Source organism: Euzebyella marina (assembly GCF_014855515.1).
GTDB lineage: Bacteria > Bacteroidota > Bacteroidia > Flavobacteriales > Flavobacteriaceae > Euzebyella > Euzebyella marina.
In genome coordinates, this window is record NZ_JACYFK010000004.1 from 128,809 (window position 1) to 142,578 (window position 13,770).

A 13,770-nucleotide genomic window follows, 5' to 3' on the forward strand; every position below is an offset into this window, starting at 1 on the left:
CATGGTTAAAAATTAGTAACTTAGAGTAGACTCAACACTCATAATTCATTCAACATGTTACCGCAATTCTCAATCAACTCAAAAAAATCCAGAGTAACGGTATTTTTTATTTTACTTTTTGCTCTGGTCATAGGGTCTGAAAAAAGCTCGGCCTTTTTTCAAGACGATATTCAAGAAGAGGCCGATTATGTTCTTTTCAAAGGAGAGGTAGTTGACTCCGATAACAGAAAACCTTTGGTTTTTGCTTCTCTAATGGTCGAAAACACCAATATCAGCACTATTACCAACACCGAAGGCGAGTTCTCTCTAAAAGTGCCGGAAGAAATGGCCAATGCAAATATTATCGTGGCATTTTTAGGGTATAAGACAAAGACAATTCCTTTAGCGCAATTGAAAGATGGCAACAACCGAATTACAATGGATATTTCGATTACCGAACTTTCAGAGATCAATGTAAGTGTGCCGAAGGACGCCGAAGCCTTGGTGCGGGAGACCTTAAAGAAAAAAGGGGAAAACTATTTTGATGACCCAACTTTAATGACCGCGTTCTATCGGGAAACCATTAAGAAAAGAAGAAAAAATGTTTCGCTTTCCGAAGCGGTCGTAAATATTTATAAAACGCCTTATACCTCTTTAAAACAAGATGGGGTAAAACTATATAAGGCCAGAAAAAGTACCGACTATGATAAGCTAGACACCATTGCCCTGAAGTTACAAGGGGGGCCTTTTAATGCGCTTTTTGTAGACATTATGAAATATCCCGAGTATATTTTTTCTAACGAATCTATCGGCTATTACGATTTTAGGTTCGACAGATCGACCCGGGTCAATGACCGTTTGATTTATGTGATCGATTTTTCACAAAAACCCTATATAGCCGACCCGCTATATAAAGGCAAATTGTACATAGACGCCGAGAATAAGATACTCACAAGTGCTATATATAGTTTGAACATTACTGATAAAGAAACTGCCTCAAGGTTATTTGTAAGGCGAAAACCGGCGAACGCAAGGGTTTGGCCCAATGAAGTTGCCTATCGGGTCGATTACCGCGAAAAGAACGGACGATGGTACTATGGGTATAGCAACGTGCTTTTAGAATTTAAAGTTGATTGGGATCGGCGCTTGTTCAATTCAGTATACACTATGACCTGCGAAATGGCAGTTACCGACTGGAAAAAGAATATGGCGGCCGATTATCCTAAATTGAAAGACCGAATTAAAACCTCCATTATTCTGAGCGATGAAGCCATTGGTTTTGCCGACCCTGATTTTTGGGGCGAGTATAACATTATAGAACCCGAAAAATCAATTGAATCGGCCATTAAAAAAATTCAACGACAACTTAGAAGGGCCAATTCTAGCGGTGGGGCATCCATACCCTAAAACTCATTAACAAATTTTAAAATCGGCTTAGGCCGATTTTTTTATTCTGTGTAACTTCCTATCCCAATAAAAAGCTGATAATGATTGATAGAAGAAAATTTATGGGAGCCGCCGCTGCGGCCTCTAGTACTTTACTCTTTCCACAGAAACTATTTTCAGAAGCAATTGCTGATAACGATTTTAAAATTCTTCCTAAAAGAATAAAAAAAGGTGACACCATTGGTCTTATCGCACCGGGCTATGCGGTTAAGCCGGAAGTCTTGGAAAATGCGATAAAAACCTTGGAGAAAATAGGACTCAAACCTTATCATACTTCTAGAATTGTAGGCAATCATGGCTATTTCAGCAACACCGATGAAGAACGGGCCAAAGATTTAAACGAGATGTTCGCCAATGACAAAATCGATGCCATATTATGTGCCAGAGGCGGCTACGGGTGCACTCGAATTATGTCAAAAATCGATTATAATAATATAAAGAACAATCCGAAGGTTCTCATCGGTTTCAGTGATGTTACAGCCTTATTGAATGGTATTTATAAGGAAACAGGGTTGATTACTTTTCACGGACCCGTAGGTAGCACATTAGATGACTCTTATAGCATAGAGTATTTAAAAAATGTTGTTATGAAGGCAAAGAACAAACTACTAATCGAAAATGTTGATCTTGATGCCAAGAAGAAAATTGACCCTGAATACGAACGCTACACAATTACATCTGGAACTGCCCATGGAAAAATAGTTGGAGGCAGTCTAACCCTCATCAATGCTTTGATAGGCACCCCACATGAACTAGATTTCACAAATGCTATCGTTTGTATTGAAGATGTTGAAGAAGCCCCTTATCGCATCGATAGGATGCTCACCCAATTAATTGAAGGTAAAACGTTTAAAAATGCCTCGGGTATTGCTTTTGGTGTTTGTGCGGGTTGCAACGAGTCGACCAATCCGCTCTCATTTTCTTTAAAAGAAGTAATTCTCGATAGAATCAAACCCTTGGGTATTCCTGCGGTTTACGGTATGAGTTTTGGCCATGTGGAGAACAACTTTATATTTCCTATTGGCATAAAAGCACAACTTAATGCCAACCAAATGACACTTCAACTGTTGGAAAAAGCAGTCGATTAAAACTTGTGTGCGCTATTGAAGTCCTAGACGGATTGAATCTCAGCTAGGCTCTGACCTTATTTCAGATATCTCAAGAAGTAGTAATTTAAAGCTGATAAATTCAACCCTTTCTTTCAAAATTCATATGAATAGAAATGGAGATTGAATCGATGGAATTCCAAATATAAAAAGCCCCGAATATCGGGGCTCTTTCTTGTTTCTTGCAGCAAAGCACCTAATTGGCTACTTCGCTAATAAACTTAAGCCGGTATAGCCTGAGCTCTTCATCTTCATAGTCTCCATCAAACTCTTTCATTGCTTCCTCAAGATTATCGGTTTCAGCCTCTAGAAAATAATCATGAATCTCTTCTTGCTGGTCTTCATCCAAAATCTCATCTATCCAATAATCGATATTCAGCTTGGTACCACTGTAGACTATTTGTTCCATTTCTTTAATGAGTTCGGGAATTTCCAGCCCTTTTGCATCAGCGATATCGTTCAGCGGCAATTTTCGGTCTACATTTTGAATGATGTACAATTTAAGCGCAGAATTTGCCCCCGTACTTTTAACCACGAGGTCATCTGGTCGTACGATATCATTTTCCTCAACATAGGCAGCTATAAAATCGACAAATGGCTTTCCGTACTTTTTGGCTTTACCCTCTCCTACCCCATTTATGTTGTTAAGCTCTTTTAGGCTTACAGGATACTTCATCGCCATATCTTCTAAAGATGGGTCTTGAAACACCACAAAAGGAGGCACACCTAGCTTCTTGGCTTGCAACTTTCTAAGGTCTCGCAATTGTTTGATCAACTTATCATCTGCCACGGCCCCTTTCGCCACGCCTACAATCGAATCACTCTCTTCCGAACTATATGTATGATCTTTGGTCATCATGAACGATTCAGGAGCATTTAAAAATCCTTTGCCCTTATCGGTCACATGTAGAATACCGTATTGTTCAATTTCTTTTTTGATCAGTCCCGCAACAATCATTTGTCGGATCAAGGCCATCCAATGCTCTTTTCCCTTATCGGAACCGATACCGAATACCGACTTCTCATCGGTTTTATGGGATGATATCAAGGCGTTTACCTTTCCGGTCAGTGTCTTGACCACCTCTTTGCTCTTGAACTTCTCGTTAGTTCCTTGAATAACCTCGAGAACTTTGGTCACATCCTCTTTTGCCTCTACCTTTTCTTTGGGGTTGCGGGAGTTGTCATCCATATCCGCCCCGTCACCATTCACCTCATCAAATTCTTCCCCAAAATAATGGAGCATGAATTTTCTTCTTGACATGGAAGTCTCGGCATAGGCAACTACTTCTTGCAAAAGTGCATTACCAATTTCTTGCTCTGCTACCGGCTTATTAGACATAAATTTCTCTAGTTTCTCTATGTCTTTATAAGCATAAAATGCCAAGCAGTGGCCTTCGCCACCATCGCGGCCTGCGCGCCCTGTTTCTTGGTAATAGCTTTCTATACTTTTAGGAATATCATGATGTATTACAAACCGAACATCGGGTTTGTCAATTCCCATTCCGAAGGCAATCGTTGCCACCACTACATCAACATCCTCCATCAAGAACATGTCTTGATATTTCGAACGGGTTTTGGCATCGAAACCGGCATGATAAGGTACCGCACTGACACCGTTCACCTGAAGTACCTGAGCCAATTCCTCAACCCTTTTTCTACTAAGACAGTAGATAATGCCAGACTTACCCTCGTTTTTTTTCACAAAACGGATAATGTCTGAATCAACATTGGCAGTTTTAGGCCGAACCTCATAAAAAAGGTTGGCCCTGTTAAAGGAAGCCTTAAATGACCTGGCCCCTGTTATACCAAGGTTTTTAATGATATCTTCTTGAACTTTAGGCGTAGCGGTAGCAGTAAGCGCAATAACAGGAATACTGTCATCAAGCCTATTTACTATGGTTCTCAGATTTCTATATTCCGGTCTAAAATCGTGGCCCCATTCCGATATACAATGGGCCTCATCTACCGCAATAAAAGACAGCTTTACGCTTTGCAGAAATTCGACGTAGTCTTCTTTTGTAAGTGATTCGGGCGCTACATAAAGTAATTTGGTAACACCTTCAACTATATCTTGCTTTACCTGTTTGACCTCTGTTTTTGTCAATGAAGAATTTAATACGTGGGCAATACCGTTCTGGTCTGAAATACCTCGAATGGCGTCTACCTGATTCTTCATTAGGGCAATCAGTGGTGAGACCACTATAGCCGTGCCTTCTTGCATCAATGCAGGAAGTTGATAACAAAGGGACTTTCCGCCTCCTGTGGGCATAATGGCAAAAGTATTATCGCCTTGCAAAATACTATTGACCACGTCTTTTTGCAGTCCCTTGAACTCAGAGAAGCCAAAATACTTCTTTAATGCCGAGTGCAGTTCACTATCGTTAATGACGGGTCTGTCGCTAGCCATATAATTTTATAAAATATTGTGGGTTGAAAAACAATTTTTGAGAATTCATTTTTCTTGAATGGGGGAATTAAGGTTTGATCCAAATAATTTACCGGGCAAAATGGATTACCCTCTACTTAGTTTTGTAATTTTGTAATCTTAAATATAAAACAATCTTTTCTAAACTCCTGTGTTTTTGGATAGTTTTAGGAAAAGTGCACTTTTATGCGTCAAATGGCGCGCAAAGTTAACAACCTTCTAACATTGACCATAATTTGAGCGATACAAAAGTTTCTCTTTCGATTGCAAAAAAAACTATTGAAATGGAGGGTGCCGCCATATTGAACTTGGCCACTCTTTTAGACTCAGAGTTCTCCGATACGGTCGATTGCATCTTAAATTGTCATGGAAGAGTAGTCGTAACCGGTGTTGGCAAAAGTGCCATCATTGCCTCTAAGATTGTTGCGACCCTAAACAGCACTGGAACCCCAGCCATATTTATGCATGCTGCCGATGCCATTCACGGTGACCTTGGCACCATTCAGGAAAACGATGTGGTTATCTGTATTTCCAACAGCGGCAATACCGCCGAAATAAAATTATTGGTACCGTTAATTAAAAGAGGCAATAACAAATTGATCGCCATGACGGGAAATTTAGAGTCGTACCTCGCTTTAGAAGCGGACCATAGGCTCAATACCTATGTGGAAAAAGAGGCATGCCCCAACAACCTCGCACCGACTACCAGTACTACTGCACAGATGGTCGTTGGCGATGCTTTGGCCATTTCGCTATTGAAAATAAAAGGTTTTACCAGTAAAGACTTCGCCAAATACCATCCCGGAGGTGCCTTGGGAAAAAGATTGTACCTAAAAGTCGAAGAGATCGTTCTAAACAACCAAAGACCGGAAGTTGATATAAGTGCAGGTGTCAAAGAGGTTATTGTAGAAATTTCGCAAAAGATGTTGGGAGCCACTGCCGTTACAGAAAACGGTAATTTGGTCGGCATCATTACCGACGGCGATATCAGGCGAATGTTGAATAAGTATGATAACATTAGCGGCCTTATTGCCAAAGATATCATGACCAGCAACCCAAAGACCATATCATCTAAAGTGCTGGCCGTAGAAGCCACTAAAATCATTCAAAAGAATGGTATTTCACAATTATTGGCTGTAGATGGTAATAAATACGTCGGTGTTGTACATTTGCACAATTTGATAAAAGAAGGCATACTATAATGGCTAAACAAAATACGAAGACCCCCGACGAAATGTCGTTTTTAGACCACCTAGAAGAATTAAGGTGGCATCTCATAAGATCTACCATAGCTGTGGTCATTATTGGCAGTGTCGCTTTCTTAATGAAAAGCTTCATTTTTGACACGGTCATTTTCGGCCCTTCAAAAATGAATTTTCCCACTTATAAGTTGTTTTGCGACATCGCTACCTCTTTGGGTTTTGACTCTGCCTTTTGTGCCGATAAATTGCCCTTTTCAATACAGAGTAGGCAAATGTCAGCTCAATTTTCGATGCATATTTGGACCTCTATTTGGGCAGGATTCATAATTGGCTTCCCTTATATTCTTTATGAGTTGTGGAAATTCATCAGTCCAGGATTGTATGAAAAAGAACGGAAACACTCAAGAGGATTTATTTTTGTTGCCTCGCTTCTCTTTTTCATGGGCGTTCTTTTTGGTTACTATGTAGTCGCACCACTATCAATCAACTTCTTAGGAACCTATCAAGTAAGCCCCGATATACTTAATGAATTCGACATCGATAGTTATATTGGCACTGTACGCTCTGCAGTAATTGCATGCGGTATCTTATTCGAATTACCGATTATTATTTTCTTTTTGACCAAAGTGGGTCTAATTACCCCTGAAATCATGAAGAAGTACCGTAAAATTGCCTTGGTAATAGTTCTAATCTTGTCAGCTGTAATAACGCCGCCGGATGTAGCGAGCCAAATAATTGTAGCCGTACCGGTATTGATACTCTATCAAATAAGTATTTACATTTCAGGATACGTTCTGAAAAAAGAGGCCAAGAACGAAGAAAGACTTAAGAAAAAAGGGTTAAAGAAAATGTAAACCCTATCAAGAATTAAAAGTTTCCTGTTTCTTTGGGATAGAGAGAAAAAGGAGGCTTTTATTTTGAAAAAGAATTACAAAGATGAAACTGCGTGCTGAAAACATAATGAAATCCTACCGGGGCCGTAAAGTGGTCAAGGGCATATCGCTTGAAGTAAATCAAGGGGAAATCATTGGTCTCTTAGGGCCTAACGGCGCAGGTAAGACTACCTCGTTCTACATGATTGTGGGCCTGGTAAAACCTAATGGTGGAAACATCTACCTTGATGGCACCGATATTACCAAGTACCCTATGTACAAAAGGGCACAAAATGGCATCGGTTATCTGGCACAAGAAGCTTCGGTCTTTAGAAAACTGAGCATCGAAAAAAATATTCTGAGTGTTCTACAGCTGACCAAATTGAGCAAGAAAGAGCAATTGATGAAAATGGAATCGCTCATCGAAGAGTTCGGTTTGGGCCATATTCGTAAAAACAGGGGCGATTTGCTTTCAGGTGGTGAAAGAAGAAGAACCGAAATCGCTCGTGCCTTGGCTACGGATCCCAAATTTATTTTGTTAGATGAGCCATTTGCCGGTGTAGACCCTGTAGCGGTAGAAGACATTCAAAGAATCGTTGCTCAGCTCAAGAACAAAAACATCGGAATTCTCATAACCGACCACAACGTTCAAGAAACGCTGGCCATTACCGAGCGTTCATATCTGATGTTCGAAGGTGGAATTTTAAAATCCGGTGTGCCAGAAGATCTTGCTGCCGATGAAATGGTCAGAAAAGTGTACCTGGGTCAAAACTTTGAACTTCGCAAAAAGAAGCTTGACTTCTAAGCCTTCTTCGTTTTATCTCTTAAAGTCGTTACCACCGAGGTGATGATATAAAATGCAATTATAAAAGGTACTGCCAAAAATTCTAAGGTAACTAGCAACACCAAGCTAATGGCAATGAATATATAGCGCAGCCCATTATCTTTAAAACTCCAATTTTTAAATTTCAAGGCAAACAACTCAATTTTCGAATTTAAAAGGTAGGCACTCAAAATAGTGAGTCCTATTAAAAACCATTGATTTAGAATTATCGAGCTGAGAACTTCATTGTTATGGTTGTAAAGTATCAAGGGTAATGAAAGAATCAAAAGGGTGTTGGCAGGTGTAGGCAACCCGATAAACGAAGAAACCTGATTTTCATCAATATTGAACTTGGCGAGACGATAGGCTGAAGCCAATGTAATTATGAACCCCAGTAATGGTAAGGGGTGAAGAATTGCCTTAAAAGAATGGTTAGACGGGTCTGCTTCCAACAAAGTGCCGGCATTCCAACCACCTGTCATTGACATTCCCAAAAGCTGAAACATGACAATGCCCGGAACCAAGCCGCTCGTAATCATGTCGGCCAAAGAATCCAACTGCACTCCCAATTCGCTTTGAACCTTGAGTAATCTTGCGGCCAAACCATCAAAAAAATCAAAAAATATCCCCAAAAAAACGAAAATCGCGGCCATTTCGAGTTCATTCAAAACAGCAAAAACAGCAGCGATACATCCACAAAAAACGTTTAAAAGAGTGATAAGATTGGGAATGTATTTTTTCATAAAGTCGAAGGATTTGCGTAAAAATAATACAATTTCACTTCAATCAGGTCAGACCATAATTTATTCGGATATTTGCCCAAAATAATAGCTGTAATCAGAAAGCCATTGAAAAAAGTACTCTTCCTATTTTTATCGGTTATTAGCTTTTCTGCGTATTGCCAAAAAGTAGAACTGACTCCTCAAGCCCAAATTAGCATCATTACCTGTGGTGCCGGAGATGAGATTTATTCCAAATTTGGCCACAGCGCCATTCGAATTAAAGACAGTTCTCAGGGTATTGATGTAGTTTATAATTATGGTACGTTTGATTTTACCACCCCTAACTTTACCCTAAAATTTGCCCGCGGCAAACTTGATTATACCTTGACTCGGCAGAGTTTTCCGTACTTTTTACTGAGCTACGAAGAAGAGAACCGCTGGGTAAAAGAGCAAATCTTGAAAATAGGCTTGCCAGAAAAACAAGAGCTCTTCAACCTCTTGGAAACGAACTACCTGCCCCAGAATAGAGACTATAAGTATGATTTTTTCTTTAATAATTGTTCGACAAAGATTTGGGATGTTCTAAAACAATCGTACGGTGAAAAACTTGCATTCAAAGACGATTATTTAAACGAACAGTTCACCCATCGCCAACTGATCAGGCACAATGTACCCGTTAATAGTTGGTTAGGCTTTGGCATTGATTTAGCTTTGGGTTCGGTGATAGATGATACGGCAACACCCTACGAACACATGTTCTTGCCCTATTATACTATGAAGCAATTAGAGGTTTCGACCCTTGACAATGAGGTTTTTACCTCCGGACCGGAAAGCCTTTTTGAGCCTCAAAAAACAGATAGCTCATCCATCTTTTTGCTCTCACCAGGCTTTTGGCTGACCATCTTTTTAATCGCTGTTTTACTGCTCACTTTCATCGACTTTAAATACAATACCCGCAGACGCTGGCTAGATTTCATTTTATTTTTTATACCCGGAATCATAGGCCTTGGTGTCATCTTTCTTTGGTTCTTTACCGACCACACCCAAACCGCGGGCAACTTTAACATTATCTGGGCTTTTCCGGCACACTTATTTGTTGCTTTTGTAGTCGCCAGAAAGAGAGGGCCTAATTGGGTAGCCAAATATGCTCTTTTCTCGTTGGGATTGATTGTTGCGAGTATGTTCATATGGTTGGTCGGTCTACAAATATTTTCGCCCTTACTTATGTTGGTATGGTTGGCCTTGGCAGCTCGATACCTATTTTTGTTCTGGTCTTATAAAAAACCTTTGTTAGCTTAGCATGAACCTCTTAACGGTAGAAAACATATCAAAATCGTACGGCGAACGGGTTTTGTTCACCGACTTGTCTTTTGGCATTAACAAGGGCCAAAAGATTGCATTGATTGCCAAAAATGGAACGGGGAAGACCTCGATTCTAAACATTATGTCGGGTAGCGACACCCCCGATAGCGGTCAAGTAAACTTCAGAAAAGGCATCAGGGTCAGTTTTCTTGACCAGGAGCCTAATCTCGACCCCAAATTGACTGTCGAGGAAACAATTTTCGCATCTGACAATGAAATTCTTCAGGTAATACATGCCTATGAAAAGGCATTGGAAAACCCCGAAGAGGCAGAAAAATACCAAGCAGCTTTTGAAGCAATGGAGCGCTTTAACGCGTGGGACTTTGAAACCCTTTATAAGCAAATACTCTTTAAGTTAAAACTTGAAAGATTGGATGCTAAAGTAGGTTTACTGTCCGGTGGCCAAAAGAAACGCTTGGCGTTGGCCAATGCCCTAATCAACAAACCTGACCTATTGGTTCTTGATGAGCCGACCAACCATCTTGACCTTGAAATGATTGAATGGTTAGAAGAATATTTTGCCAAAGAAAACATGAGCCTGTTCATGGTTACGCACGATCGTTATTTTTTAGAGCGTGTTTGTAATGAGATACTAGAATTAGATGACCAGCAATTATTTTCTTATAAAGGCAACTATTCTTATTACTTAGAAAAAAAAGAAGCCCGAATTGAACAGGTAGCGGTAGAGCAACATAAGTCACAACGTCTTTTCAAAAAAGAACTGGAGTGGATGAGAAGGCAGCCGAAAGCCCGAACCACCAAATCAAAATCTAGAATTGACGATTTTAAGGTGATTAAAGAAAAGGCCGGACAGAGAAGAAAAGACCATGAAATACAGCTCGAAATCAATATGGAGCGTATGGGGAGTAAAATCCTTGAGATTCATAAAATTTCGAAGTCCTATCCCGAAAAACCCATTTTAGATCAATTCAATTACACATTTAAGAAGGGCGAACGAGTTGGTATTATCGGGAAAAACGGAACCGGAAAATCGACCTTTCTCAATATTATTACAGGTACCGACGAACCTGATGCCGGTAAAGTTGTTATCGGCGATACTATAAAATTCGGCTATTACACACAAAAGGGCATTCATGTAAAAGAAGGCCAGAAAGTAATAGACGTAATTCGAGATTTTGGTGACTACATACCCTTAAAAAAAGGACGCCAAATCTCAGCGCAGCAATTACTCGAGCGTTTTCTTTTTGACCGGAAAAAACAATATGATTTTGTTGAAAAACTGAGTGGCGGTGAGCGTAAGCGTTTGTACCTCTGTACGGTTTTGATACAGAACCCCAATTTTCTAATTCTTGATGAGCCGACCAACGATCTCGATATTGTCACCTTGAACGTTTTGGAGAGCTTCTTATTAGATTTTCCGGGTTGTTTGATAGTGGTATCGCACGATCGTTATTTTATGGATAAGATAGTCGACCATTTATTTGTCTTTAGAGGCGACGCTATCGTTGAAGACTTTCCCGGTAATTACTCCGATTTCAGGGCTTATGAAGACAGTAAAATCATAGAAGAGCGTCAAGAAAAAGCTTTAGCCAATAAGGAAGCTAAAAATAATTCTGAAAATCAGCCTAAGACCAATAAAACAGGCCTTTCTTATCTTGAACAAAAGGAGTTCAAGAACCTCGAGAAAGAGATAGAAAAACTTGAAAAAGAAAAAGTTGAGGTTCAAAATCAATTTACCGACCCTAGCCTGTCAGGAGATGAGATTGACCAACTTAGCATCAAGCTGCAAGAGGTAATCGATACAATTGAGGAAAAGACAGAACGGTGGTTCGAACTCTCTGCCCTACTCGAAGAATAATATAAGTCCGGAATATTTTTGTTCAAGTTTTTAAAATATATCAGATTCATAGCCCGCTCGACCAATCAACATGGGGTGCATTCTCCTTTTGTATTTGCCTACGTTACACAGTGCCTGTATTCCAAAAAGAGTTATGGCAGTAACAAGACTTTAAACGTTCTTCTTAAAAATTTAGATTATTTCAAAGTCAATCGTCTGAATATTTACCGAGCTAATTCTTTGACCTCTTCATCCGTAAAAAAACATTTTCCGAATATTAGTATTGGGGATTTAAATCCTGAATTGATCTATGTAGATACGTTGACCCAGAGAAGCTTTGATGAGCTTTTTTCCGAAAAGCTGGGCTCTTTGAATCATCATTCGATAATTTTGATCAACGATATTTACTCAAATATGGAAGCCATTGAACTATGGAACCGTTTAAAAGAACTATCTGAGGTCACCGTTACAGTTGATATGTTCTATTGCGGAACGGTATTTTTCAGAAAGGAACAAGTTGAGGAGCATTTTAAGATTCGAATTTAATCCGTTAATTTTAGACCTATTTCAGTAAAATGGGAAATAATACTATTTATTACATACTTGGTATCGTTGCGGTGGTCTATTTGCTCATATCAATGACCAATAAAAGACAGGGTAAAAAGAGAAAGTCACGTAAATTCATGGAAGGTTACAAACGAAAGGAAAAAACAGAAGATACCGAACAGTAAAAGCACTCCATAACAACCCTTCACTCTTTCGATTCGCGTTCAATCAATAAAAGCTTATGAAAATTTACACAAAGACCGGCGACAGGGGCACTACTGCCTTGATTGGGGGCACTAGGGTAAAAAAACATCATGTGCGCATAGAGAGCTATGGTACCATTGATGAGCTAAATTCGTGGTTGGGCCTCATTAGAGACCAAGAGGCAAGCAAAGAATTTAAAGAGGTGTTGGTCAAAATTCAAAATGAGCTATTTGTGGTAGGCTCATTACTTGCCGTAGACCCAGAAAAAGAGTCTTCAAAAAAAGTAAATCGAATGTCTATTCCTGAGTTGAACGATAGTATTCTTGACTTACTGGAAAGCGAAATCGACCAAATGAACGAAACGCTGTCGCCCATGACCCATTTTATACTTCCAGGGGGTCATACTTCTGTGTCATACTGTCACATAGCCCGAACGGTTTGCAGAAGGGCAGAAAGAATGTGCACTCTACTTCACGAAAAAGAACCATTAAATAATTTAGTTCTGTCATTTTTGAATCGGTTGAGCGACTATTTATTTGTACTGGCACGAAAATTGTCGCAACAATTGAAAGCAGAAGAAGTAAAATGGATTCCCTAAAAAAGAATATTTATTCATTCATGGGAAACTTTGAGATTAAGCCTTGAATAATTTGTTATTTTCTAATAATTTGATTATTTCTTCGTTATCAAACTATTAAATCAAAAATATTGCTGACAAAATGGTCATTTTACTTGGCTATGAATTCAGAAAATTTATTTTTGCAAAAATTTTAAAACCGATTTATTACAATGTACTGGACATTAGAACTAGCATCTTATTTGAGCGATGCACCATGGCCGGCCACCAAAGATGAGTTGATTGATTACTCGATCCGTACCGGTGCGCCTTTAGAGGTCGTCGAAAACTTGCAGTCCATGGAAGAGGAAGGCGGTGAAATTTACGAATCTATCGAAGAGATCTGGCCTGATTATCCTACTGAAGAAGACTATCTCTGGAACGAGGATGAGTATTAATCCCTTTCCAAGAAACTAATATAAAAAGCTCCGTTTAGGGGCTTTTTTTGGTTGTTGACTTTCCTTTTCGAATGGCGCAATAATCCTTCAAAATAAAAGAATTTCTTAGGTCACAATTTGTTAAATTCGCCCCACATGGCATATAAGGTTGCAAGTTCTCTGTAATTTTGGCAGTCGAACTACTGATTTCTCCATTATCCCATTAGTGGAATAGCTTTTGAGAACCTTAGAGCACAAATGAAAAGATATATTACCAATGGGTGGCTCCATT

Annotated in this window: 13 protein-coding genes; 11 read left to right on the top strand and 2 right to left on the bottom strand. The window is 39.5% G+C overall.

Annotated features, from left to right (window positions below; genetic code table 11):
- Positions 1–54 precede the first annotated feature (54 nt).
- A complete protein-coding gene (locus IL356_RS16460; protein WP_121849674.1) occupies positions 55–1,386 on the top strand; it encodes a carboxypeptidase-like regulatory domain-containing protein in 1,332 nt (443 codons plus the stop codon).
- An 80-nt stretch (positions 1,387–1,466) separates the two neighbouring features.
- Positions 1,467–2,513, top strand: a complete 1,047-nt coding sequence (locus tag IL356_RS16465) for a S66 peptidase family protein (RefSeq protein ID WP_121849675.1) — start codon at positions 1,467–1,469, stop codon at positions 2,511–2,513.
- A gap of 214 nt (positions 2,514–2,727) precedes the next feature.
- On the opposite strand, the gene recQ is transcribed toward IL356_RS16465, so the two are convergent.
- Positions 2,728–4,938: a DNA helicase RecQ gene (recQ, locus tag IL356_RS16470; RefSeq protein WP_121849676.1), complete on the bottom strand. Its 2,211-nt coding sequence runs from the start codon at positions 4,936–4,938 to the stop codon at positions 2,728–2,730.
- A gap of 254 nt (positions 4,939–5,192) precedes the next feature.
- Here recQ and IL356_RS16475 point away from each other — a divergent pair, with 254 nt between their 5' ends.
- The 3 genes from IL356_RS16475 (at position 5,193) to lptB (ending at position 7,835) form a co-directional block, all read left to right on the top strand.
- Positions 5,193–6,158 (top strand): KpsF/GutQ family sugar-phosphate isomerase, encoded by a 966-nt coding sequence (locus IL356_RS16475; protein ID WP_225621533.1) that lies wholly within the window; start codon positions 5,193–5,195, stop codon positions 6,156–6,158.
- A complete protein-coding gene (gene tatC, locus IL356_RS16480) occupies positions 6,158–7,012 on the top strand; it encodes a twin-arginine translocase subunit TatC (RefSeq protein ID WP_121849677.1) in 855 nt (284 codons plus the stop codon). The genes IL356_RS16475 and tatC overlap by 1 nt, the downstream gene beginning before the upstream one ends.
- Positions 7,013–7,094: 82 nt before the next feature.
- The gene (gene lptB / locus IL356_RS16485) at positions 7,095–7,835 is read left to right on the top strand and encodes an LPS export ABC transporter ATP-binding protein (RefSeq protein WP_121849678.1); all 741 of its coding nucleotides are present in this window, start codon (positions 7,095–7,097) and stop codon (positions 7,833–7,835) included.
- Here lptB and IL356_RS16490 read toward each other — a convergent pair.
- Entirely contained in the window at positions 7,832–8,596 is a 765-nt protein-coding gene (locus IL356_RS16490; protein WP_121849679.1) for a CDP-alcohol phosphatidyltransferase family protein, read from the bottom strand. The two genes, lptB and IL356_RS16490, sit on opposite strands and share 4 nt — an antisense overlap.
- 72 nt (positions 8,597–8,668) lie before the next feature.
- Between IL356_RS16490 and IL356_RS16495 the strand changes: the two genes are divergently transcribed.
- The 6 genes from IL356_RS16495 (at position 8,669) to IL356_RS16520 (ending at position 13,499) form a co-directional block, all read left to right on the top strand.
- Positions 8,669–9,874, top strand: a complete 1,206-nt coding sequence (locus IL356_RS16495; RefSeq protein ID WP_225621534.1) for a lipoprotein N-acyltransferase Lnb domain-containing protein — start codon at positions 8,669–8,671, stop codon at positions 9,872–9,874.
- A gap of 1 nt (position 9,875) precedes the next feature.
- Positions 9,876–11,756: an ABC-F family ATP-binding cassette domain-containing protein gene (locus tag IL356_RS16500; protein WP_121849680.1), complete on the top strand. Its 1,881-nt coding sequence runs from the start codon at positions 9,876–9,878 to the stop codon at positions 11,754–11,756.
- Between the two features lie 18 nt (positions 11,757–11,774).
- Positions 11,775–12,281, top strand: a complete 507-nt coding sequence (locus IL356_RS16505; RefSeq protein ID WP_121849681.1) for a hypothetical protein — start codon at positions 11,775–11,777, stop codon at positions 12,279–12,281.
- 29 nt (positions 12,282–12,310) lie between these two features.
- Positions 12,311–12,466, top strand: coding sequence for a hypothetical protein (locus tag IL356_RS16510; protein ID WP_162987922.1), 156 nt, complete (start codon positions 12,311–12,313; stop codon positions 12,464–12,466).
- A 56-nt stretch (positions 12,467–12,522) separates the two neighbouring features.
- Positions 12,523–13,083 carry a cob(I)yrinic acid a,c-diamide adenosyltransferase gene (locus tag IL356_RS16515; RefSeq protein WP_121849682.1) on the top strand — a complete coding sequence of 187 codons (561 nt, stop codon included), beginning with the start codon at positions 12,523–12,525 and terminating at the stop codon, positions 13,081–13,083.
- 191 nt (positions 13,084–13,274) lie between these two features.
- Positions 13,275–13,499: a DUF2795 domain-containing protein gene (locus IL356_RS16520; RefSeq protein ID WP_013994285.1), complete on the top strand. Its 225-nt coding sequence runs from the start codon at positions 13,275–13,277 to the stop codon at positions 13,497–13,499.
- Positions 13,500–13,770 lie beyond the last annotated feature (271 nt).

What these genes read in the sequence shown, in the direction of transcription:
- IL356_RS16460 (WP_121849674.1), top strand. Translation starts at nt 55, where the DNA reads ATGTTACCGCAATTCTCAATCAACTCAAAAAAATCCAGAGTAACGGTA.
- IL356_RS16465 (WP_121849675.1), top strand. Translation starts at nt 1,467, where the DNA reads ATGATTGATAGAAGAAAATTTATGGGAGCCGCCGCTGCGGCCTCTAGT.
- recQ (WP_121849676.1), bottom strand. Translation starts at nt 4,938, where the DNA reads ATGGCTAGCGACAGACCCGTCATTAACGATAGTGAACTGCACTCGGCA.
- tatC (WP_121849677.1), top strand. Translation starts at nt 6,158, where the DNA reads ATGGCTAAACAAAATACGAAGACCCCCGACGAAATGTCGTTTTTAGAC.
- lptB (WP_121849678.1), top strand. Translation starts at nt 7,095, where the DNA reads ATGAAACTGCGTGCTGAAAACATAATGAAATCCTACCGGGGCCGTAAA.
- IL356_RS16490 (WP_121849679.1), bottom strand. Translation starts at nt 8,596, where the DNA reads ATGAAAAAATACATTCCCAATCTTATCACTCTTTTAAACGTTTTTTGT.
- IL356_RS16500 (WP_121849680.1), top strand. Translation starts at nt 9,876, where the DNA reads ATGAACCTCTTAACGGTAGAAAACATATCAAAATCGTACGGCGAACGG.
- IL356_RS16510 (WP_162987922.1), top strand. Translation starts at nt 12,311, where the DNA reads ATGGGAAATAATACTATTTATTACATACTTGGTATCGTTGCGGTGGTC.
- IL356_RS16515 (WP_121849682.1), top strand. Translation starts at nt 12,523, where the DNA reads ATGAAAATTTACACAAAGACCGGCGACAGGGGCACTACTGCCTTGATT.
- IL356_RS16520 (WP_013994285.1), top strand. Translation starts at nt 13,275, where the DNA reads ATGTACTGGACATTAGAACTAGCATCTTATTTGAGCGATGCACCATGG.